Source organism: Bartonella acomydis (assembly GCF_039543025.1).
Lineage (GTDB): Bacteria > Pseudomonadota > Alphaproteobacteria > Rhizobiales > Rhizobiaceae > Bartonella > Bartonella acomydis.
Genome location: NZ_BAABIY010000012.1, coordinates 16,536 through 39,160, shown reverse-complemented (window position 1 = coordinate 39,160; position 22,625 = coordinate 16,536). Strand labels below are relative to the sequence as shown.

General features: G+C 41.3%; 22 protein-coding genes. 16 read left to right on the top strand and 6 right to left on the bottom strand.

Annotation, left to right across the window (positions count from 1 at the left end; genetic code table 11):
- Positions 1-431: 431 nt before the first annotated feature.
- The 5 genes from ABD909_RS02040 to ABD909_RS02020 all read right to left on the bottom strand — a co-directional run bounded on the left by ABD909_RS02040 (position 432) and on the right by ABD909_RS02020 (position 4,923).
- Positions 432-1,481, bottom strand: coding sequence for a tetratricopeptide repeat protein (locus ABD909_RS02040; RefSeq protein ID WP_345096299.1), 1,050 nt, complete (start codon positions 1,479-1,481; stop codon positions 432-434).
- A 353-nt stretch (positions 1,482-1,834) separates the two neighbouring features.
- A complete protein-coding gene (locus ABD909_RS02035; RefSeq protein ID WP_345096298.1) occupies positions 1,835-2,239 on the bottom strand; it encodes a hypothetical protein in 405 nt (134 codons plus the stop codon).
- A 332-nt stretch (positions 2,240-2,571) separates the two neighbouring features.
- Positions 2,572-2,940, bottom strand: a complete 369-nt coding sequence (locus tag ABD909_RS02030; RefSeq protein WP_345096297.1) for a helix-turn-helix domain-containing protein — start codon at positions 2,938-2,940, stop codon at positions 2,572-2,574.
- A 401-nt stretch (positions 2,941-3,341) separates the two neighbouring features.
- Positions 3,342-3,710: a helix-turn-helix domain-containing protein gene (locus tag ABD909_RS02025; RefSeq protein ID WP_345096296.1), complete on the bottom strand. Its 369-nt coding sequence runs from the start codon at positions 3,708-3,710 to the stop codon at positions 3,342-3,344.
- Between the two features lie 556 nt (positions 3,711-4,266).
- Positions 4,267-4,923: a thiamine phosphate synthase gene (locus tag ABD909_RS02020; RefSeq protein ID WP_345096295.1), complete on the bottom strand. Its 657-nt coding sequence runs from the start codon at positions 4,921-4,923 to the stop codon at positions 4,267-4,269.
- Positions 4,924-5,038: 115 nt separating this feature from the next.
- Between ABD909_RS02020 and ABD909_RS02015 the strand changes: the two genes are divergently transcribed.
- From ABD909_RS02015 to tolB, 11 genes are all read left to right on the top strand, one after another.
- Positions 5,039-6,181 (top strand): OpgC family protein, encoded by a 1,143-nt coding sequence (locus ABD909_RS02015; protein WP_345096294.1) that lies wholly within the window; start codon positions 5,039-5,041, stop codon positions 6,179-6,181.
- Positions 6,182-6,371: 190 nt separating this feature from the next.
- Entirely contained in the window at positions 6,372-6,890 is a 519-nt protein-coding gene (locus tag ABD909_RS02010) for a DUF1465 family protein (protein ID WP_345096293.1), read from the top strand.
- Positions 6,891-7,056: 166 nt separating this feature from the next.
- Positions 7,057-7,566 carry a crossover junction endodeoxyribonuclease RuvC gene (ruvC, locus tag ABD909_RS02005; RefSeq protein WP_345096292.1) on the top strand — a complete coding sequence of 170 codons (510 nt, stop codon included), beginning with the start codon at positions 7,057-7,059 and terminating at the stop codon, positions 7,564-7,566.
- Complete coding sequence (locus ABD909_RS02000; protein WP_345096291.1) at positions 7,563-7,742, top strand: hypothetical protein; 180 nt, start codon at positions 7,563-7,565, stop codon at positions 7,740-7,742. Before ruvC ends, ABD909_RS02000 begins: the two co-directional genes overlap by 4 nt.
- Before the next feature lie 13 nt (positions 7,743-7,755).
- Complete coding sequence (gene ruvA / locus ABD909_RS01995; RefSeq protein ID WP_345096290.1) at positions 7,756-8,373, top strand: Holliday junction branch migration protein RuvA; 618 nt, start codon at positions 7,756-7,758, stop codon at positions 8,371-8,373.
- A 13-nt stretch (positions 8,374-8,386) separates the two neighbouring features.
- Positions 8,387-9,481, top strand: a complete 1,095-nt coding sequence (gene ruvB, locus ABD909_RS01990) for a Holliday junction branch migration DNA helicase RuvB (RefSeq protein ID WP_345096289.1) — start codon at positions 8,387-8,389, stop codon at positions 9,479-9,481.
- Positions 9,482-9,705: 224 nt separating this feature from the next.
- Complete coding sequence (gene ybgC / locus ABD909_RS01985; RefSeq protein WP_345096288.1) at positions 9,706-10,146, top strand: tol-pal system-associated acyl-CoA thioesterase; 441 nt, start codon at positions 9,706-9,708, stop codon at positions 10,144-10,146.
- Between the two features lie 145 nt (positions 10,147-10,291).
- The gene (tolQ, locus tag ABD909_RS01980) at positions 10,292-11,005 is read left to right on the top strand and encodes a protein TolQ (RefSeq protein WP_345096287.1); all 714 of its coding nucleotides are present in this window, start codon (positions 10,292-10,294) and stop codon (positions 11,003-11,005) included.
- A gap of 11 nt (positions 11,006-11,016) precedes the next feature.
- Entirely contained in the window at positions 11,017-11,466 is a 450-nt protein-coding gene (gene tolR, locus ABD909_RS01975; RefSeq protein WP_345096286.1) for a protein TolR, read from the top strand.
- 75 nt (positions 11,467-11,541) lie between these two features.
- Positions 11,542-12,801, top strand: coding sequence for a cell envelope biogenesis protein TolA (locus ABD909_RS01970; RefSeq protein WP_345096285.1), 1,260 nt, complete (start codon positions 11,542-11,544; stop codon positions 12,799-12,801).
- A 59-nt stretch (positions 12,802-12,860) separates the two neighbouring features.
- The gene (gene tolB, locus ABD909_RS01965; RefSeq protein WP_345096574.1) at positions 12,861-14,183 is read left to right on the top strand and encodes a Tol-Pal system beta propeller repeat protein TolB; all 1,323 of its coding nucleotides are present in this window, start codon (positions 12,861-12,863) and stop codon (positions 14,181-14,183) included.
- A gap of 433 nt (positions 14,184-14,616) precedes the next feature.
- On the opposite strand, the gene ABD909_RS01960 is transcribed toward tolB, so the two are convergent.
- On the bottom strand, positions 14,617-15,363 hold the full coding sequence (locus ABD909_RS01960; protein WP_345096284.1) for a YebC/PmpR family DNA-binding transcriptional regulator: 747 nt from the start codon (positions 15,361-15,363) through the stop codon (positions 14,617-14,619).
- Positions 15,364-15,750: 387 nt separating this feature from the next.
- Here ABD909_RS01960 and ABD909_RS01955 point away from each other — a divergent pair, with 387 nt between their 5' ends.
- The 5 genes from ABD909_RS01955 (at position 15,751) to ftsH (ending at position 22,525) form a co-directional block, all read left to right on the top strand.
- Positions 15,751-16,455: a DUF1013 domain-containing protein gene (locus tag ABD909_RS01955; protein ID WP_345096283.1), complete on the top strand. Its 705-nt coding sequence runs from the start codon at positions 15,751-15,753 to the stop codon at positions 16,453-16,455.
- A 193-nt stretch (positions 16,456-16,648) separates the two neighbouring features.
- Positions 16,649-17,146, top strand: coding sequence for a peptidoglycan-associated lipoprotein Pal (pal, locus tag ABD909_RS01950; protein WP_345096282.1), 498 nt, complete (start codon positions 16,649-16,651; stop codon positions 17,144-17,146).
- A gap of 33 nt (positions 17,147-17,179) precedes the next feature.
- Positions 17,180-18,682: a tol-pal system YbgF family protein gene (locus tag ABD909_RS01945; protein ID WP_345096281.1), complete on the top strand. Its 1,503-nt coding sequence runs from the start codon at positions 17,180-17,182 to the stop codon at positions 18,680-18,682.
- An 18-nt stretch (positions 18,683-18,700) separates the two neighbouring features.
- A complete protein-coding gene (gene tilS / locus ABD909_RS01940; protein ID WP_345096280.1) occupies positions 18,701-20,212 on the top strand; it encodes a tRNA lysidine(34) synthetase TilS in 1,512 nt (503 codons plus the stop codon).
- A gap of 114 nt (positions 20,213-20,326) precedes the next feature.
- On the top strand, positions 20,327-22,525 hold the full coding sequence (gene ftsH / locus ABD909_RS01935; RefSeq protein ID WP_345096279.1) for an ATP-dependent zinc metalloprotease FtsH: 2,199 nt from the start codon (positions 20,327-20,329) through the stop codon (positions 22,523-22,525).
- The last annotated feature ends 100 nt before the right edge of the window (positions 22,526-22,625 follow it).

Sequence of the window (22,625 nt, the reverse complement as noted above, 5' to 3'; positions counted from 1 at the left end):
TTTGCTCTTGACCCTGTTTAGGGGGACTTTTTCAGAGGTTTTACAGAAAAAAAAGCCTTAATCAGCATCGCAAAAAAAGAGCTTTTATAAGATTTTTGCTTTTCAATTCTTTGCAAGACCATAAAAAGCGCTAAGACGCAAGCTTTTTAAAAATTTGCCTCAAGATTTTTTGGGGATTTTTTGCAACTTTGGGGGATTTGACCTCTTTGAGAAGCAAAGAATATCATTCTTGCTTTTTGTTCACTTTTGCCAATTGTGTTTTGTATCAGCCTGCAAACATCAAGATCAGGCGCTGTTTGCATAGCAAGAAAATAGAGAGAGCTCTCTTTATCCTCTTGCTTGTTGTGCCTTTCATCACGATAAAGTTCTCGTTCGATAAGGTGCTGCTTGATAGGATTTTTAAAAGAAATCTGTGCTGGTGGAGGGGCGTTTTAAAAAACCGTAAGGAGATTTGCTGCTTCTTTGCGCGCTTTTTCCAGTTGTGTTTTATCTAATCCCTCAAGCATAAGTTCAAGATCAGGTGCTTGGATGTGTGCTTGCTGTGCCAGCATATACCATGCTGCTGCCTTTATCATATCGCTTTTTGTGCCTATGCCATCGCGATAAAGTCTGGCAAGAGAAACCTGTGCTGGGGCTATCATATTGCTGGCATTGCTGAGGAGTAAATGAAAAGCACGTGGGTAATCTGTTTCTCCACCACGACCTTGTATGAGCCATTGTGCCAACAAAATTTGCGCCGGGGAATGTTTGTTTTGTGCTGCAACTTCCATGAGTTTGCGTGCGTTGTTATCATCTTTGGGGCGTGTGAGGGTTCCTAACGAGAGAATTTTTGCTGCAGCAAAAGCAGCTTCGGAATCACCAAGGGCAGCACCTTTTAAAAACCATTTTAAGGCTTGTTCGATTGCTTCATTTTCGCGATTTGGTGCGCTAACGCCAGCAAGAATTTGCTTTTCCTGTGCGACTTTGTAAAGCAGCAATTCTCCATAATAAAAATAGGCTTCTTTAACGCCAGCATCTACAGCTTTACGAATAAATTGTTCCCCCAATTCTTGGTTTTGGGAAATAAAATTGCCATCAAATAACATGAGACCATAGCGCAATTGCGCTTGGGGTTCGCCTTGTTTTGCGGCACGCCCAAACCACAAAGCGGCACGTGCGCCATCTATGGGAACGGCGCATCCTTCCATGTAAATTCGCGCAAGCAGAGTTTGGGCAAAGGGATCATTTTGTTCAGCGCGTTGCAGTGCTTCACGAAAAGCTTTCAGATAATAGCCTTGGATGTAATAGTCATAGGCTTGATCATATTCTCCAGCTTGTAAGGGATGGAAAGGTTCTTGCGTCTTTGACGGGGATTGAATCGTATTCAAAGAACGTTCAAGATAGGAGAATTCTTCAGCCATTTTACTGGAATTTGCATCAGTAATAGCACTTATAAAACAAAACACCCCCACGATAAGCAGTCTTATGCTTTTTTTTCTCATGGATGTTTTCTCCTCATCATATTCAAGAATTCTCACATTTTTCTTTTATCATTTCAAGTTGTAAAATCGCTTTGCTCTTGAACAAATGTGAGGCTTTTATCATCTCTGTTTACTACTGTGCTCGTTGCATAAAGCGAAAAAGAACATGCCAATTTCTATTTACCTATAGAATGGTATTTTGTAAGTTCACCTTTAAGAGACATGCCTTTTAAAGGCTAAGTGCTTCCAACATTTCGGGTGTAGGAGCACTTGTTAAAGTCGTTAAGATGAGATGTAAATCTCTTTGTTTCTCATAAAAATTTTTCAATCTTTACAGCTGAAAGAGAGAGAATGCCCATCTTCAAAGAGCGGGTTTATTTATTCTGATAAATACGTAGATAATAACTTGGTTCTCCAAGCCAATCATACTGAAGAACAGAAATTATACGTCCATCAGCCTTTGGTGTTAGTGTGTAAAACAAAGCCACCCCCATGTTTTTCTGCTTTTGGGGTTGATCTGTATCAATCACCTTATATCCAGTTCGCCGCAACAAATCGACAAATAAAGGCGTAAAATTGTCTGCTGTATTACTTTTCTTTATAAGAATTGTTGTTGTCGCTGGTGGTAAAGGTCTTTTAATACTGCTAATATAATCATTAGCAATGAATTTTGCAGTATTCTTCGTAATACCTTGACCAACATAATTTGATGAGTAAACCCCTACAGATGCACAACCAGCTGCCAACACAAGTGGTGGCAGAAATAAATATTTTAACATCTTCATTCCCCTTTTTATTTTTACTTTCTCTTAGGAAGCTTTCACACGAGATAAGAAAAACAATTTTTCTATCGTTATACTACTACATATCGTTACCTCATCAAGTGTTTATTCATCAATATTTATACATTGTTTAAAGAACTGTTATTATTTTTCATAAGACTGAAAACTTATGTGTAACAGACAAATAAAAATTGCATGGTACTCTTCCAGATTTACCCAATAAATTTTTAAGCGCTGCTCTTTGGGAGATGTTTTTCAAGAATGTGTGATGTATGCAGATGCACATAGCCTTTAGGGTGATCAGAGTTTTGGGGGCGTGTGCATGGTGTTTAAAAGCTTTCATTTTGTTCACAGAGCAATTGTAAAATTGCTTTGCGTTTTACAGAGGTTAGAACTCTAAATCTTTTGAGCAGCAGATATTCCTCTCTGCTGGAGATGATGTCATCATGAGAAGCGGGTGCATGTTGTTTTGTCGAGGTATTGGCATAGAAAAAGGCTATGGGGACATTTAAAAGATCAGCAATTTCCTGCAGGCGTCCGGCACTCACACGATTTAAGCCTTTTTCATATTTTTGAATTTGTTGAAAGCTGACCCCTAAATGTTGACCTAATGTTTTTTGAGACATTTTCAGCATGTTTCGTCTCAAGCGAATTTTTTTACCAATGAAAATGTTGTTATAAGGATTTTTACCTTGCATTTCCCCCTCCCGCCGGTTGCGAGCGCCCTCGCATTGGTATTCCGGGAGTAACAAGTACTGACCTCGAATCAGCATTTTGCTTTTAGTGCTGGTAAGCACTTGGACATAGCAAAATCTCCCGGAATCCCGGGATGCCCACATAAGTGGGGTAATTTTTATGTATCGAGGTTTCGGGCTTGTTTTCCCTATTGGTCGGTGCGTATGCGACCAAAACACACTTTTATTCATAAAGTAATTTGAGAAGATTGGCAATAAAAATGAACACAGCCTTGTTTTAGGGGAATTGGAGCATTTTTAATGTCATTAAAACATACTCGTAAAGGGAGCTGCTTTAATTGAGTCATGCATGCAGATGCACAGAGCCTTTAGGGTGAATAAAGTCTGTGGGGCATGCATGATGTTTAAAAGCTTTCATTAGGATCACAGAGCAATTGTAAAATTGCTCTGCGTCTTACTGTCGTGAGGACTCTAAATCTTTTGAGTAGCAGATATTCCTCTCTGCTGGAGATGATGTCATCATGAGAGTGGGGCGTATATTGTTTTGTGGAGGTATTGGCATAGAAAAAGGCTATGGGGACATTAAGAATATCAGCAATTTCCTGCAGGTGTCCGGCACTCACACGATTTAAGCCTTTTTCATATTTTTGAATTTGTTGAAAGCTTACGCCTAAATGTTGACCTAAGGCTTTTTGAGTCATTTTCAGCATGTTTCGTCTCAAGCGAATTTTTTTACCAATGAAAATGTCGTTATGAGGATTTTTACCTTGCATTTCCCCCTCCCGCTGATTGCGAGCGCCCTCGCATTGGTATTCCGGGAGTCTAAAACTGAACCTAAATCAGCATTTTGCTTTTAGTGCTGGTAAGCGCTTGGACATAGCAAAATCTCCCGGAATTCCGGGATACCTGCAAAGCAGGGTAAATTCATGTTTAGGTTTTGGGTTTTAGAGCCCTATTGGTCGGTGCGTATGCGACCAAAACACCCTTTCATTCATAAAGTAATTTGAGAGGATTGGCAATAAAAATGAAGAAAGCTTTCTGCCTCTCAAATTTTTATGGGACGTCTAAAACCATTCTTAACGTAAGATAGAAAAACGGCTTGTTCTCTTCTTTGTATGCAGATGTGAAATTATGGTGAAGGAAAAAGCCTCTCATGATGCTGGAATGACACCATTATAGGTTTGGATATCTTGTGTCTTCGGTCTGTTTATAATTTTTCACAAAATCGTCTCTTGCCTGTTTGTTGCATGTATTCTTGTTGGCTTAGTACAAGTTAGGTGAGGGATTGTGTGTTCTGCGTGTATGTTGTTTTGATGTTTTCCCCCCATATTACAAGGGTGTGTTTTTACATTTTTCTTGCATCATTTTAAGAAGCGGCAAGGGATTGTTGTTTCCAAAGACGACTTCTTCCACGGCGATAAATTCACAGGCCGTCTTTAGCACTTCATCAAAGTTTGCAAAGTCGCTGCCTGCTTGGATAATGGCGGGGATTTCCATGATCTCTGCCCACCATTCTGCCAGTTGCAAATTGCGTGGATGCGGATGCGGCTTTTTATCAGCGCCGAGTTTGCCAAAGAATAAATAGTCAACACCGGCTTCTCCTGCAACCATGGCATTATGGCGATTACGGATATTGCCAAAGCCGATGATCTTTTGTTCCTTTTTTTGAGGATGCTCTTGAACAAGAGCATTAAGATCATTCTCTATATGCAAACCATCAGCCTTGATACGCCCTGCAATGCGGCTGTCACCAGCAATGAGCAGAGCTGCGCCATGGTTTTGAATATCTTGTACGTAAGTTTGCGCTTGTTTTTGTAAAAAAGCTTCATCACCCGTTTTAGAGTCATAAACAATCACGCATGCAAAAGACTTTGTTTGTAAAATTGGCTGTAAAAAAGCAGGCATGATGGTGCGCCGAACGTCTAATGTCAAAACCAATTGAGGAAAAGAAGGGGAAACAACCAATTTATTCTCTTGTTTTGTCATACAAAAATCCTCAACTCTTCAATAAAGAAATTTGACTCTTATAATTAAAGCTTCATTTTATAAAGGTTCTTTGCTAAAATAAACGATTGTTTTTGTGATTTTTAAGGGTTCATTGATGGGTTACCAAAGCGTTTTAAACCATAATACCCATCTTGTGGATCGTGATACACGTATTGATGTTTTTCGTTCTTTCGCTTTATTGACGATTTTCATCAATCATATTCCCGGAACCCTCTATGAATCTATCACCCATAGAAATTTCGGTTTTTCAGATTCAGCGGAGGTGTTTGTTTTGCTTTCAGGCGTCTCTCTTGGACTCAGTTTCCATGCGCGTTTACAATACAAATCGTTTTCTTTCATTGTGCGTAAACTTTGCTACAGAGCTTTGCAGCTTTATGGCGCCTATCTTTTTACCACCTTTGTCACTTTAAGCCTTTTTTTTGCTGCCTTTTTATTATGGCGGGAAGAAAAATTGTTATCGATGAACAACATAGGGCTGTTTGTTAGCCAACCACTCACGGCATTTTTGCATAGCTTAAGCTTGGGGCATCAATTGGGTTATAATAATATTTTGCCACTTTATATGGTCTTGATGCTGTTTGCTCCTTTTGTTCTTTATTGCAGCGCTAAACATAAAGGGCTGCTGCTTTTGGGCTCGTTTATGCTCTATTTGGTTTGCGGATTTTATGAAATTGCGCCCCCTTCTTACCCCATACAGGGACAGTGGTTTCTAAATCCTTTGTCTTGGCAATTGTTATTTGTCATAGGATTCACCAGCACTGTATCTCTCAAACAAGGAAAAAGCATCGCTTTTCAGCCTTTTGTCGTTGTGGTGGCAGTTTTCTATCTTGTGCTGTCCTTGTTATGGGTGCGTTTGAATTGGTGGGGAGTTTTGGGCTGGCTTGGCTGGTCTTCTCCTTTGCTTAATTTTAATAAAAGCTTTTTAAGTTTGCCGCGCTTGTTCCATATTCTTGCAATGGCAACCGTGATCCTTTGTTTGCCACGCTTGCATAATTGGTTTTATGTCTCCAAGAAAAATCCTTTAGCAATTTTAGGCAAACATAGTCTCCCCGTTTTTATGACAGGCACTGTTTTCGCTATGTTGGGACAAATTTTAAAAACAGTGATGACAGCAACGTTTTTTTCCGATAGTCTCTTGATCATAAGTGGTATTGCTCTGCAATTTGCTATCGCCTATTATTGGGAAAAGCGTCGATCTGTGCAACGGTTTTCCTCAAGTAGATCTTTTTGTTCGTAACATTTAGGATTTTGAGACGTTAACCTTAGTATAAAAAGCGCGTTGCATGAGAGTTTTAAAAGAGGTACTCAATTTAAAAAAGCATTCTACACAAGCTAGATTAAAAGAAACTTTTTGAGATAAAGAAACTTTTTAATTATCATTTCGTTGAGTGTTGTAATTTTTGTGTTGATATTTGGAGTATAAAAGCGTGAGCGTATATAAACGTCCTTATGATGAACCCATTATCATGATCGAACATGATGCTTTCGAAAATGCTTTTAACCGCCTTTATGAAGAAACAATGGCGTTGATTGAAGAAACTGCGACTTATATTGATACAGAAGGGAAATTTGCAGCGCGTTCTTTTTCAACAGAAATTTCTGCAATCTATGCCAAGGAAGCTATGTATTTAAGCACAAGGTTGATGCAAATTGCTTCTCAACTCCTCTTACTTCGTGCCGAGCGCGAAGGAGAAATGACACTAGAACAAATACAAAAAGAACTCGCTAAAGTCTCGCTTCATACACCAACCTTGCAATCGGAAAATGCCCATTGGCAAGAGTTACCAGAACTTTTCCGCTACTTTGTTGCGCGCTCATTGCGTTTGGAGGCACGTATGCAATATATGCGTATTGGCAAGGAAAATGGTTCTGCTGATGTTTTGGAAGAAGATAATCCAGTAGGCAAACAAATCGAATTGCTGAAAACAGCATTTAGGCATTCTTAGAAAATTTACTGGGAAAATTTGCCAGCACATTGCTTGTTCCTTTGTTATGTGCGCATTTCTTAAGACGCATTTCAGCCATTTTGCTGCATTTTGCGGTGTGTTTGCTTTGTTTTCTTAGCCTTCTCATATCTTTTAAAGCGCAGAAAAACTGTATAAACTAAAAATTATGGCAGAGACGATTCGTATTATAGGTATTGATCCCGGATTACGGCGTACAGGGTGGGGTGTTATCGATCTCTCCGGTAATCGCTTTCAATTTGTGGCAGCGGGAACGCTTTCTTCTGATGTACGCTGTGATCTTGCTTCTCGGTTATGCCAGCTCTACAGAGGACTTTCAGAGATTGTCCATCAATTTATGCCCCATGAAGCCGCCGTGGAACATGTGTTTGTTAATAAAGATGCTACAGCAACGCTAAAACTTGGACAAGCGCGTGCTATTGCTCTACTGGTTCCTGCACAAGGAAATCTTCCCGTTTTTGAATATGCTCCAAATAAAGTCAAAAAATCTGTTATTGGTGTTGGACATGGCGATAAAGAACAAATTCATATGATGGTAAAGGTTTTGCTGCCACGGGCTGAATTTGATAGCAGTGATGCAGCTGATGCGCTTGCGCTTGCTCTATGCCACAGCATGCACCGTACTAGTTTCTCTCATCGTTTAAAGGTTATGGCATGAACGACAAATTACAGAGTTTTTTTCAATACAGCTTTGCTGTTTATGGTATGATAATAAAGATTTTGCTGCTACGTGCTGAATTTGATAACAGTGGTGGGGCGGAGGTGTTTGCTCTTTGTTTGCCTGTGTGCTGTAAGGGTGTCAATAAATCTTATCCTATAAAGGTTGTGATATGATTGGAATTACAGCATGATTGGAAAATTGAAAGGGACTCTTGAACATATCTTTGATGATCATATTCTTGTTGATGTTCATGGGGTGAGTTATGTTGTTTTTGTGTCAAATCGGCTACGTTCTTCTTTACCAGCTGTTGGAGAGGCGTTAAGTCTTTTTATTGAAACTCATGTGCGTGAAGAAGCCATTCGCCTTTTTGGTTTTGCAACAAGAGTTGAACAAGAATGGTTTTGCATGCTGCAAAATGTTCCTGGTGTGGGGGCTAAGGTGGCCTTGGCAATTTTGGGCACTTTTTCGTCAGATGAATTGGCACAAGTAATTGCTCTCAACGATGTTGCAATGATCAGTCGTGCTCCAGGCGTTGGTAAAAAAGTCAGTGAAAGAATTGTCCGCGAACTAAAAAGCAAAACGCTTCCTTTTAACGAAAACGCGCTTCGTAGTTCTGCTGTTCCTCATTTGGAGGTGACAAATCAACCTACAAATGAAGCACTTTCTGCTTTGCTCAAGCTCGGTTTTGAACGAGAGAAAGCAGCGCAGGCTCTTGCTTTAGCGATGAACGCTCTTGAAGGCGAAACGCTTTCTGCCGCACTGCTTATTCGCCATAGTCTTAAATTGCTTTCTCCTCCTACTTGAATAAAAGGTTACAATGCACAAAGATGAAGATCAACGCCTTTTGGATGCTGCTCCCCTGCCTAACGATCCAGATCGTTCTTTGAGGCCGCAAGTTCTCGATGATTTTATTGGACAAGAAGCAGCGCGGGCCAATTTAAAAATATTTATTGAAGCTGCAAAAGCACGCCAAGAAGCTCTCGATCATGTGTTGTTTGTTGGACCACCAGGCCTTGGAAAAACAACACTCTCACAAATTATGGCTAAAGAATTGGGAGTTAATTTTCGCTCAACCTCAGGACCGGTCATTGCCAAAGCAGGAGATTTAGCTGCTCTCTTGACCAATCTAGAAGAACGCGACGTGCTGTTTATTGATGAAATTCACCGTTTAAATCCGGCTATTGAAGAAATCCTTTATCCAGCCATGGAGGATTATCAACTAGACCTGATCATTGGGGAGGGACCTGCTGCGCGCTCGGTGAAAATTGATCTTGCGAAATTTACCTTGGTGGCGGCAACCACCCGTTTGGGACTTTTAACCACACCATTGCGAGACCGTTTTGGCATTCCAATTCGTCTCAATTTTTATACTATAGAAGAATTGGAATATATCGTTCAACGCAATGCACGGCTTTTTGCTGTCCAGATTAGTGAAGATGGTGCCCATGAAATCGCACGACGAGCACGCGGTACGCCACGAATTGCCGGACGGCTTTTACGGCGGGTTTGCGATTTCGCATTGGTGCGACGGGCAGAAAAAATTGACCGTAAAGTTGCCGATGAAGCACTTTTGCGCCTTGAAGTGGATCATCTTGGACTCGATCCACTTGATCGTCGCTATTTGCTACTGATTGCTGAAACTTTTTTAGGAGGGCCAGTGGGTATTGAAACCATTGCTGCTGCTCTCTCAGAACCGCGTGATGCTCTTGAAGATATTGTTGAACCCTATCTTCTCCAAAAAGGCTTTATACAACGCACCGCTCGTGGGCGTATGCTAACAGAAAAAGCTTGGAGTCATCTAGGGCTTTCTGCTCCTCCTGTCCAGATTTCATCACAAAAGCGCGCACAATTGCTCGACACAAAGGACAATCCTACACTTCAGCCCACTTTATGGGATGAGCAAGAGGATTAAGATATCTTCCTAAGCACAAACCGTAAAATAGTTTGATATCTATAATGGAAAGAGATTTATATTTGTAATGGGGAAATGTCTGTGCGCAATATTTACAGAAAAAATTTGGAGCAATGAGGATTTTATGTTCCCACTTTCACTTTTTTACCACAAAGGCGCAGTCAACTGCTCACATAACGCAATAACGCATGATTTTAGACAATTTTATTTTATGGATGGGGCAGATGACTGGAACAAAATCTTTTAAATGCAACCATACAAATGGTTTTCATGATTTTCAGGTACGCGTTTATGTTGCGGATACAGATTTCTCTGGTGTGGTGTATCACGCACGTTATCTAGAGTTCTTTGAACGTGGACGTTCAGAGTTTTTACGCGATACAGGTTTTAATAACAAAATGTTAGCTTCAGGTGTTGAGGGGGAAAAGTTGTTTTTTGTTGTCCGTCATATGGATATCAATTTTTCACGACCAGCACAAATCGATTATCTTTTAACAATTAGAACACGTATCAACCGTATGCAAGGGGCACGCTTTGTTATGGAACAATATATTCTTCATGAAGAGAAGATGTTGGTAACAGCAAAAGTTGAAATTGCTCTTATTAATGAAAAAGGAAAACCACGTCGTTTACCCAAAGGGCTGTTTTCAACAATTGTGTTTTAAAACTGTACTCTGTTCAAAAAATTATATTGTATAGATAACCTTGGCGAAAGAGAGAGTGAAATTATTTTTATAAATTTAGAAACTATAAAACAATCTGCTTTATTCCATTTCAGAAATAAACCTTGTCGTTTAGAGGAACAAAACTATGCCGCAGGTAGAGCTCACGAATCCAGAGATGATTGGGATATTGCATTTGTTTATGCAAGCGGGTTTCGTCGTTAAAATTGTGATGATTTTGTTGCTATTGGCTTCCGTATGGAGCTGGGCCATTATTTTTGATAAAATCTTTACCTATCGGAGAATACGGCGTGAAATAAAAAAATTTGAACGCACCTTTTGGTCTGGAAAGGCGCTGGAAGATCTTTATGCAGAATGTAAAAGCCAGCGCACCAACAGTATATCAGCCGTTTTTATGGCTGCTATGTCGGAATGGAAAAAATCCCTTGAAAAAGGAATTCATACATCAATAAGTTTGCAAAGTAGAATTGATAAGGCTATGGATTTGACGTTGGGGCGTGAAAGCGCAAAAATAGAATCAAAATTAGGCTTTCTTGCAACTCTTGGATCAGCGGGACCTTTTATCGGTCTTTTTGGTACCGTGGTGGGGGTTATGGGTTCGTTTCTTTCTATTTCAGCCTCTCAAAATACTTCGCTGGCGATTGTTGCACCAGGTATTGCTGAAGCACTCTTGGCAACCGCTATTGGCTTGTTTGCAGCAATTCCTGCCGTTATTGCTTATAACAAATTGATTAATGAAAGTGCACAAATTATTGCACAAATAGAAAATTTTGCCGATGAATTTTCAACAATTGTTTCACGGCGTATTGATGAAACACGTACAGCCAATTCATCATCATAAGGGGAATATTTATGGGCGTTTCTGTTGCTTCTTCTGGAGAAAAAACACGCAGACGGCATCATGCACGGCGTCAATTGATGAGCGAGATTAATGTGACACCCTTTGTGGATGTTATGCTGGTGTTGCTCATTATTTTTATGGTTTCTGCGCCACTTTTGGTCAATGGTGTTCCTCTCGATTTGCCGCATAGTCAAGCCGGACCTGTACAAATGGAAAAAACACCACTCACCGTTTCACTCGATGCGCAGGGGCGTTTTGCCATTAATCAAGATTATTACGACACATCGGAGGCTTTAATTGCACAACTCAAAAGCCAATTCGAAACAGATCCTGCACAAAAAAAACAACGTATTTTTGTGCGTGCTGCTAAAACAATCGAATATCAACAAGTGTTAAAGCTGCTCGCCGATTTGCAAAAAGCAGGCTTTTCACAAGTTGCTTTAGCAAGTCTTGCACAATAAAATGATGATAATCCATCACATGTTGTCTGCAAAATAGTCAGAGAGTAATAAATATGAAAAATGCAAGGCATGGAGATGAACAAAGACTTTTATCATAGCATGAAACGAGGTTTGGCTTTATCCCTTGTCATCCATGTTATTGTTCTTGTCTGGGGGGCTGTTACCTTCATTAATCCCGTTTCTTTACCACAACAGTTGGAAGCCATTCCCATCACTCTTGCACCTTTGGGTGAAGAGCTTTCCTCTCAACAGGGTGCTGTAGATGCACCTGTGCGCGCCATTCCCGCTGTCAAACCCGCCACGAAACCTCAGGAAAAAGAAGAGGCACGCCATGTTGGAGAAGGAAAAATAGACAGTCTTATGCCTTTTAAAGAAAAAGAAAAACCTCGGCTCATTGAGACAGCTGCTTCACTATGGGGACAAGAGAAAACAGCGGAAAAACCTTCAGAAGAATTGATGAAGCAAGAACGAGCAGAGACAAAAACAGTAACACCTGTAGAGGCACCAGAGGAGATAGCAGAGGCCGTGCCAGAGAAGCCTGTAGAGGCACCAGAGGAGATAGCAGAGGCCGTGCCAGAGAAGCCTGTAGAGACACCAGAGGAAAAAGCAGAGGCTGTGCCGGAGAAGCCACCCTTTGAGATGTCAGAGCCGTTTGTAGAAAAACCCCCAGAGGAGGTGAGCAAAAATAAGCAAGTGATCTCACCACAAAAATTGGTTCCGCCGCTCAAAAAAGTGCCTGTAGAGCAGGAAACAAAACATACGCAGGAACGTCAAATTGTTTTGCCAGAAAGACCTCTTCTTCCACAATTTAAACCAAAACCAGCCAGAGAAGCGAAAATGCAAAGTGCGCAAGCACGAAGTAAAAAAAATCAACAAAGGAATAACAAGACCATTGAAGATATTTTGGCAATGGAGGAAAATAATCTCTTGAATCATGCACGTACACAAGGAGGGGGAGCAAAACGTTCCAGTACGCCAGAAGCTTTGGGGGCAAGAAAAAATATTGACGATATCACAAAAATGGCACAAACATTGGTCACTATGGTTGGGGGGTGTATTCAACAGAAGCTTAAACTTGTGGCACTTGGTGGTGATTTAAAAAACCGTCCGATTGTGCGATTGCGATTTACTCTCAATCGTGAAGGAATGGTTATGGGAGAGCCTGTCATTGAGCCTTTAAGTGGAGCAGAGAGCCAACAAACTATTATGATAAGGCAGGTGTATGCAGCTGTTTTTTCATGCCAACCTTATGCGGATCTGCCGCGCGATCAATATGATTTGTGGGGTCAAGGCTTTGATTTTAATGTTGATCCCCTTCAGGAAATAACACGATGAGAGAAAAATATATTTTATTCTCAATAACCCTCAAAAATATATAAAGGATACATGCCATGATGACTATGACGAGACATAAATTTTTTTCTTGGTTTATTGTCACTTGCGGTTTGTGGCTTTTGAGTTTTTCATCGGTTCATGCACAACTAAAAGGTACAATCTCTCATGCTGACTTTAATCCCATTCCCATTGCAATTACTGATTTTATTTCTAATGATTCCATAGGTTTTAAAATAGCAGCCGTCATTACAGCCGATCTTGAACGGTCAGGGCTTTTTTTACCGCTTGATAAGGTAAGATTTTTCGAAAAAATCTCTGATCCCAATCGGTATCCGTCTTTTGCTCGTTGGCAAAGAATAAAAGCACAAGGTTTGGTGACCGGGCAAGTGATGAGAGAAACTGATGGGCGATTGAGGGTGGATTTTCGTTTATGGGATGTTTTTGGACAGCGTCAACTCAAAGGTCGGCGTTTTTATACTGCTACAGAACGTTGGAGACGGGTTGCACATATGATCGCTGATGAGATCTATAGCGAAATGACAGGAGAAAGTGGTTATTTTGATACACGGATTGTTTTTATAGATGAAACGGGACCGCAAAATGCACGTATTAAACGCTTAGCCATTATGGATCAAGATGGCGCAAATTTGATCTATATGTCTGATGGCAGTGAATTAATTCTGACCCCTCGCTTTTCACCCAAACGGCAAGAAATTACCTATATGGCTTATGAGGGCAATCAAATACCTCATGTTTATTTGCAACAAATTGAAATGGGGCAAAGGGAGTTGATCGGGACCTTTAACAATATGACCATTGCGCCGCGTTTTTCTTCTGATGGGCAAAAAGTGATCATGAGTTTGTTGCAAAATGACGGAAGCGCAAATCTTTACACGATGGATTTACGTACACGTACAATGACCAGGCTTACAACAACCTCCGCCATTGATACATCCGCTTCTTATTCACCTAATGGAACACAAATCGTCTTTTCATCGGACCGCAGCGGAAAGCCACAAATTTACACAATGGATGCAGATGGTAACAATATTCGGCGCATTTCTTCCGGTGAGGGCAGTTATTCTACACCTATTTGGTCACCACGTGGGGATTATATCGCTTTTACAAAGCAATCAGAGGGGCAATTCTCTATCGGTGTGATGCGCCCTGATGGACAAGAAGAACGGATTTTAACCACCGGTTTTCACAATGAAGGACCAACTTGGGCACCTAATGGACGTGTCCTGATGTTTTTTCGCAAAAATCCAGGCATGGGGCCCAAACTTTATACAATCGATATTACGGGACGAAATGAGCGCCAATTGCCGACCCCCAATGATGCTTCTGATCCAGCATGGTCCCCATTGCTTAATATGCAATAAAAGTCATTGGTGCAAGAAAATCAAACAATGGGAAAGTGTAGCTGTTCTTGTGCATAAAAATCATCTCTATGGCTTTAAGAACGTTGATTTTTTTGGCTTTATAATCTGATTAAAAGAATGCGATTGAGCAAAAATTAGGCAAATTTCTCTTCTTTTATGGTTTTGCCGTTGGTGAAATTTCTTGGCAAAATTGCTTCTTGAGGAAAAGAGACTGGACTGATGCAGAAATTTGCCCATCTTATGAAAAAATTCTTGAAAGCGTTTTGATGCTTTTTGCAGAAAATATTTTCGTTTGTATGAAGTACTCCATTTGCCTCATTCTTATTGTGTGGGGCTTGGTCTTTTTGTGAGGGAGAGGTTATGGTGCTGTTATGGCGCCAAACGGATGCTACTCTCATGGTAAAGGGCACATAGGGATGAGCGCCTTTAAGGATTAAATCGATAATTTTACTAAAATTTCATCGCTGACATCGAAATTGGCATAGACATTTTGCACATCATCATCTTCTTCTAATGTTGAAATAAGCCGTAAAACGGATAAAGCTTTTTCTTCATCTATGGGTGCAAGGGTGGAGGCTTTCCAAATGGTTTTAATCGATTCTGCTTCGCCAAGTTTGGCTTCAAGCATTTTAGAAACTTCGCCAATGTCTTCAAAGGCACAGGTAATGTGGTGTCCGGTCTCTTCTGATTGCACATCATCAGCACCCGCTTCGATGGCGGCATCCATGATGTGGTCAGCTGTTCCTGTTTCCGGTTTATAGATGATTTCACCAATGCGATTAAACATGAAACTGACCGAGCCTGTTTCGCCAAGTGCTCCACCTGATTTGGTAAAGGCAGCGCGTACATTGGAAGCAGTGCGGTTGCGGTTATCTGTTAAAGCTTCAACTATGACAGCAACTCCCCCTGGTCCATAGCCTTCATAGCGGACTTCATCATAATGTTCGACATCACCCCCTGAGGCTTTTTTTATGGCACGTTCAATATTGTCTTTTGGCATCGATTGTGCCTTAGCATTTTGAATAGCAAGCCTTAAGCGTGGATTCATGGCTGGATCAGGAGCACCTTGTTTGGCTGCAACGGTAATTTCCCGAGCAAGCTTAGAAAATATTTTCGAACGCATTGCATCTTGACGCCCTTTACGGTGCATAATATTTTTAAATTGTGAGTGACCTGCCATAGTTTTCCTTCCAGTTTGAGGGCTTTTTTCCGGATGTAGTGTCCCTCATTTTAGGGGATAAAACACGTACCTTACCAGAATAAACGTGCCGAAGTCTCAAGAAGAGATGATCAAATAAACCCTTTATAAGAAAATTCACTTTAAAGGTAAAGAGATTCTGTTGATGATCATGAAAAGAGAGATGTCTTGTCGTTCAACAAAAAACAGGCTATAACAGATCTTATTTCACGGCAAAAGTGGTTTATTTCATACCTCGCTTTAATTAAACAGTGGGTGAAGAGAACCTGATATATAAGATTTAAGAATAAAGGCTCCAGTGCTCTAGAGTGGGCAATAACCTGCCTCAATAATACATTAAGAGAGGCGAAGTGAGAGGATAGTATAGAGATGGCAACGCAACTTTTGATGCCCAAAGCTACAGCTGTTTGGCTGGTTGATAACACTGCTCTTTCTTTTGATCAGATTGCAGAGTTTTGTAAATTACATGTGTTGGAAGTGAAGGCTATTGCCGATGGCGAGGCTGCTCATGGTATTAAAGGTCTTAATCCTATTAATTCTGGACAATTGACACGCAGTGAAATCGCTCGGGTAGAAGCTGATAAGAATGCGCGCTTGAAAATTTCTGAGTCAAGAGTGCGCATCCCTGAAAAAAAACGTAAAGGTGCGCGCTATATCCCGCTATCTCGACGTCAAGATCGTCCAAATGGTATCTTATGGTTGGTGACAAATCATCCTGAGTTGAAAGATGCACAGATTGCACGATTAATTGGAACAACAAAAGCAACCATTGAACAAATTCGCCATAGAACCCACTGGAATAGTGCGAACTTGGTGCCTTTTGATCCCGTAGGATTGGGGCTATGCTCACAAATTGATTTGGATTTTGAACTCCAACGTGCAGCAAAAAATCGCCCTGCTTTTGTTGAGGGGGATAGATCTCTGCTTCCAGCATCCGTCACAGAAAATGTTGATCTTCATGAAGATTTGCAGGAAAATGATCATAATAAGAGTTTTGATGCAGATAAAGTTTTTGCAAAACTCAATGCACTACAAAAAAGCCGTCAGGATGATGATCCAGAAAAAGATGCTTAACGCTAAAAACCTAACTTCTCTGTGCTGAGAAGCACTGCATGAAGGTAAAGTGGTTGAGATAAAATTTAATATCAGATAAAAATGTCAGGAAAAATTTTTTCTTCGTTAGGAATTTGCAACTATTCTTAAAAGCGCTTTTGAAAAAATCTGTTTTTTAAAGTATCCTGTTTACTCGTTCAAGGAGAATTAATAAATGCGCTCTATTCCAAAGATTATCCTTCATCATTTCGCCGTGGTTTTGTTTTGCTCATTGGCATTGGTTGGTTGTGACAAAAGACGTGGCGGTGCTTTGAATAGTGATTATTTAAATTATGCCGGATTCAATCAGGGAGCTCCAGGTTCGGGACAAGAATTTACTGTGAATGTTGGAGATCGCGTCTTTTTTAGTCTTGATTCTTCTTCCATTGATTCTGATGCTGAAACTATTCTCATGCGTCAAGCAGAATGGTTGCTTCGTTATCCTTCCTATTCTATTATGATTGAAGGACATGCTGATGAGCGTGGAACGCGTGAATATAATTTGGCACTGGGACAGCGTCGTGCTGTTGCTGTGCGTGAGTATTTAATCTCTCTTGGTGTGTCTGCACAACGGATTCAAACGATTTCCTACGGGAAAGAAAGACCTGTAGCAGTTTGTGATGATATTTCCTGTTGGAACCAAAATCGACGTGCTGTTACAACACTTAAGTAATATCAACAATTAAAGCTCTAAGGGGAGGAATGTATGTCGATCTGTTGTAAAAAAAATTGGAGAATTGCCTTTTACTTGGTCGTTCTCATGCTCTGTTCTGCTTCGTCTGTTCAAAGTGGCGCGCGCTGGTTTAGCCAATATTCTAAAGATAATACGGATTCTCATGCCGCAGAAAAAGCAGCCGATGTGGCGGAAAAAGCTACTGAGGCAGTGAAACGAGAAGCAGGTAGTGCCGCAGAAAAAGCAGCCGATGTGGCGGAAAAAGCTACTGAGGCAGTGAAACGAGAAGCAGGTAGTGCCGCAGAAAAAGCAGCCGATGTGGCGGAAAAAGCCACTGAGGCAGTGAAACGAGAAGCAGGTAGTGCCGCAGAAAAAGCAGCCGATGTGGCGGAAAAAGCTACTGAGGCAGTGAAACGAGAAGCAGGTAGTGCCGCAGAAAAAGCAGCCGATGTGGCAGAAAAAGCTACTGAAGCAGTGAAACGAGAAGCAGGTAGTGCTGCAGAAAAAGCAGCCGATATGGCAGAAAAAGCTACTGAGGCAGTGAAACGAGAAGCAGGTAGTGCCGCAGAAAAAGCAGCCGATGTGGCGGAAAAAGCCACTGAGGCAGTGAAACGAGAAGCAGGTAGTGCCGCAGAAAAAGCAGCCGATGTGGCGGAAAAAGCCACTGAGGCAGTGAAACGAGAAGCAGGTAGTGCCGCAGAAAAAGCAGCCGATGTGGCGGAAAAAGCCACTGAGGCAGTGAAACGAGAAGCAGGTAGTGCGGGAGAAAAAGCTGCTACGGCTCTTTCTGTTCAGGGAGCGCTGCAAAGCCGAGAATCTATTTTAGAAAAACAGAAGGTTTTGTTCAAAGATTATGATTTGGATAAGCTCTTGCATAATATACGAACGGTGCTTGAACATAATAATCTGAAAACTGTTCAAAAACAATTCCATCAGCTTTTTGATAAAAAAGACTCCTCTGTTTATTCTTGTGCTTTTGAGAATGTTAGAGAGGGTGAAAATTTGCCGGCTGTAAAAGACCAGATAGGTGAGCTTCAGGCAATCAACGAGAAAAATGATACTAAGGTGGAAAGCCATGACCATGAAGATCATTTGCAGAATGCCCAAAACCTTTTAGAGAAAGCGCATGAAATAAGCGATGGTGTTAAACTGCAGCAGGGTCAAGATTCCTCTCAGTTCTCTGCCAAAACATTGTATAAAAAAGGCTACGATTCTCTGCTTGCTGCTAACTATGGGGAAGCTGAAAAAGCCTTTTGTGCTTTTCAACAGCGTTATAAAACAGATCCTTTAGGTGAGGATGCTTTGTTCTGGTTGGCAGAATCTTTGTTGGGGCAAAAACGCTATCATGAGGCAGCGCAAGTTTATCTTAACGTATGGTATGCAGATAAAAAGAAAGCCTATACCTCTGAAATTTTGCTGAAATTGGCAAGGAGTATGGTTGCTCTTGAGCAAAATAAAGAAACATGTGCACTTTTTGCAAAAAAAGCAAAACACCCTAAAAGCTTAGAGGCTGTTTTTTGTAAACCTATAAAGTAAGAGGTAAGGTCATTCACGGTGTGTATGAGACTAGCTGGCAATCTTTTTAAAACATCGGATTTTGTTCTGTGTAAAAAGTTGATTCTTGCGGTCTCTGGGGGGAGTGATTCTTTGGCTTTGCTGTTTTTAGTTAAAGACCATTTAAAAACTCTCTCTGTCCCTCCAGAAATTATTGCTGTCACTGTTGATCATCAATTGCGTGAAGAATCCGCACGAGAAGCTGCAATCGTTGCGCAAATTTGTCGTGCCCATCGCATTCAACATGTTACTGTGCGATGGGAGGGGGAAAAACCAAAGACACATATCGTTTCAAGTGCTCGTATTGCACGCTATGATCTCTTATTTAAAGAGGCGCAAAAACAAGGTGCAACGCTTATTATGACAGGGCATACGCTCAATGATCAGGTAGAAACCTATCAGATGCGTTCTTGGCGTCTCAAGAAGAGTAAGAATTTGCAAGGAGAGACCTTCGCGGGTGAGTATGATGAGAGTTGTGCGTGGGAGCCTGCCAGTGCTTTACGGGGCGAGACCTTTGAGTATATGCGTGATGGAGTTTATTATACAGAAGCTGGAGAAAATTTTGCGCAAAACAACGATGTTATTGCTGAAAAAAAACATGGGCTAATGTCTGCGCGTGGATTATCTTGTATGGCACGCGAGGCGGTGTTGCGTCGAAAAATACGTTTGATTCGGCCGCTGCTTTTAGTTAATCGTCAAACATTGCGTGCTTATTTACGCTTTAAGGGAGAGAGGTGGATTGATGATCCAAGCAATGAAAATTGCAATTTTGAACGCGTGCGTGTGCGTCAATCTCTTCATTCCAAAAATTTTGCTGATATTGCTCAAAAAATAAGTGAAGCAACAGGAAAGCGTCGTCAACAGGCTCAAATGATTGCCGATTTGATTTTGGCTCTGGATATTATGGTGGAATATGGACGTTGTTTTATTGCAAAACCTGTACCATTCTTGCAGCAGCATCCCGGTTTTCCGTTCGTTGTAGGGCTCTTTGCCGTGTTGATGGGAGGGGGGGCTTATTTGCTTTCTGGGCAAAAATTAATCACTCTTGTGCAAAAACTTCGTTTCCATTCATTAGAAAAGCGGCGTTTTACTTATGCGGGATCTGTTATTGAGTGTAATTGCAGTGGAATCGCTCTTTGGCGTGAATCGCGAAATATGAAAGAGGCCGTTGTTGAGCCAGGAATAACTTTTTTATGGGATGGACGCTATCAGATTACCAATTGCGGTGCCAGTGCTATAAAGGTTGGAGCAGCAGGTTTAAAACAGCTAAAATCTTTCTTAAAAAACAGTCCTTTTGCTCTCGAAAAACCTCATTTTTCCTCTTTGCAATCCTTGTTGATGCTCTCAAATGAGCAGGGATATGATATTCCAGAATTGATGACCTCTGCTGTTTTTCAACAAAATATTATCGTGAAACGCATTATGGCGCCTTTTGAGTGGATTTTTTTGCGTGAAGATGCCGCTTTTGTAAATATTGTGGAACCTTTTTTTAATATTGAGGTGAAAAGATAAAGAAAAATCACTCTAAAAGACAATAAACATTCTCTCATCCCTTGGCAAGGGACAGACAAGGTTATATGTTAAGGGGAAATATGAAAATATATATTTAATTTAAGTGGACTGAATATGAATTCCAATTACCGCTCTCTCCTCATTTGGGGAGTCATTGCCTTAATTTTGATTGTGTCCTTTTCTCTCTTTAATGGAGATAGTCAGCGTTCTGGAGGGGGAGAGATTTCCTATTCCGAATTTTTACAAAAGGTCGAGAATAACGAGCTGAAATCTGTGACCATTCAAGGGCAAAAATTAACAGGACAAACCATTGAACATAGAGTCATTTCAACTTATGCTCCACGAGATCCAGGTTTGATACAAAAGTTGGAAAACAAAAATGTGAATGTTAAAGCTATCCCTGAAAGCTCTGGCAATAATATCTTCCTTAATCTGCTCTTTTCCTTGCTGCCTGTTATTATTATCGTTGGGGCGTGGGTCTTCTTTATGCGGCAAATGCAAAATGGATCTCGCGGCGCAATGGGATTTGGCAAATCAAAAGCAAAATTGCTTAACGAAGCACAGGGCCGTGTGACTTTTCAAGATGTGGCCGGCGTGGAAGAAGCAAAGCAGGATCTGCAAGAAATTGTCGATTTTTTACGGGAACCACAAAAATTTCAACGCTTAGGTGGGCGTATTCCACGTGGTGTTTTGCTTGTTGGCCCTCCAGGAACAGGGAAAACTTTGCTGGCACGCTCGGTGGCTGGTGAGGCTAATGTGCCATTCTTTACCATTTCAGGGTCAGATTTTGTTGAAATGTTTGTCGGTGTGGGGGCAAGCCGTGTACGCGATATGTTCGAACAGGCGAAAAAAAATGCCCCATGTATTATCTTTATCGATGAAATCGATGCTGTGGGACGCCATCGTGGGGCGGGACTTGGAGGCGGAAATGATGAGCGTGAACAGACCTTAAATCAGCTGCTTGTCGAAATGGATGGTTTTGAACCCAATGAAAGTATTATTCTTATTGCTGCAACAAACCGTCCTGATGTGCTCGATCCGGCTTTGTTAAGGCCAGGGCGTTTTGATCGGCAAGTGGTGGTGCCAAACCCTGATGTTTCTGGGCGTGAACAGATCTTAAAAGTGCATGTCCGTAACGTGCCTTTAGCCCCTAATGTTGACTTAAAAATTTTGGCAAGAGGAACGCCAGGCTTTTCTGGTGCTGATTTGATGAATCTTGTCAATGAAGCGGCTCTTATGGCAGCTAGCCGCAATAAACGAGTCGTGACAATGCAAGAGTTCGAAGATGCTAAAGATAAGGTGATGATGGGGGCTGAACGTCGTTCAACCGCTATGACACAAGAAGAAAAAGAACTCACCGCCTATCACGAAGCAGGACACGCTATCGTGGCTCTCAATGTGCCTGTTGCCGACCCTGTTCATAAGGCAACAATCGTGCCAAGAGGAAGAGCTTTGGGAATGGTGATGCAATTGCCTGAAGGTGATCGTTATTCCATGAGCTATCGTTGGATGATTTCTCGTCTGGCCATTATGATGGGAGGACGCGTCGCTGAAGAATTAAAATTTGGCAAGGAAAATATCACATCGGGCGCTTCTTCCGATATTGAACAAGCAACAAAATTAGCACGTGCCATGATTACACGGTGGGGGTTTTCTGATCTGCTGGGTCATGTCGCCTATGGTGATAATCAGGATGAGGTCTTTTTAGGACATTCCGTGGCACGAACACAAAATGTCTCTGAGGAAACTGCACGCATGATCGATATGGAAGTGCGTAAACTGATTGATGATGCTTATAAAAATGCTACCAATATTCTAAAAACAAAAAGACAAGAATGGTTCGCTTTAGCGCAAGGTTTATTGGAATATGAAACTTTAACGGGAGCTGAAATTAACGAAGTCATTGCTGGAAAGCCGCCTTCACGAACCCAAAAAGATGAAACCGCTTCTCCACGTACTTCTTCTGTGCCTAAGACGGGAACAATAAAGGCAGAGTCTCATACATCAACTGTTGTGAATGCAGATGTTGGTGAAGCGAGAGTTGATAAAGCAGAGACTGATAAAATCACTTCCGATAAAACACGGATAAGTAAAAAAGAAGCACAAGTTGGAAAGAAAAAAACTTCCGGTGATGCTGAGACTGGTAAGACTGCGTCTCAAGTTACGCAGTCTCATGATATGGAAAAAAAAACGCGAAGCGCAAAAAGTACCACTAAGGCAGCAACACATTCTGCCAGTAAAGCTAAGGTTGAAAAAAAGTCTAGTGCTACAGGGCGTGATAAAGGAAAACATAAGCCTTCTGGTGATGCTTGAGTGACGATGTTTTGGGAAAGCTTTTAAATAATTTTTTAAAAAAGGCGCAGGTTAAGACTTGCGCCTTTTTCAAACAATGAGGAAAACGATGAGGGTTGGG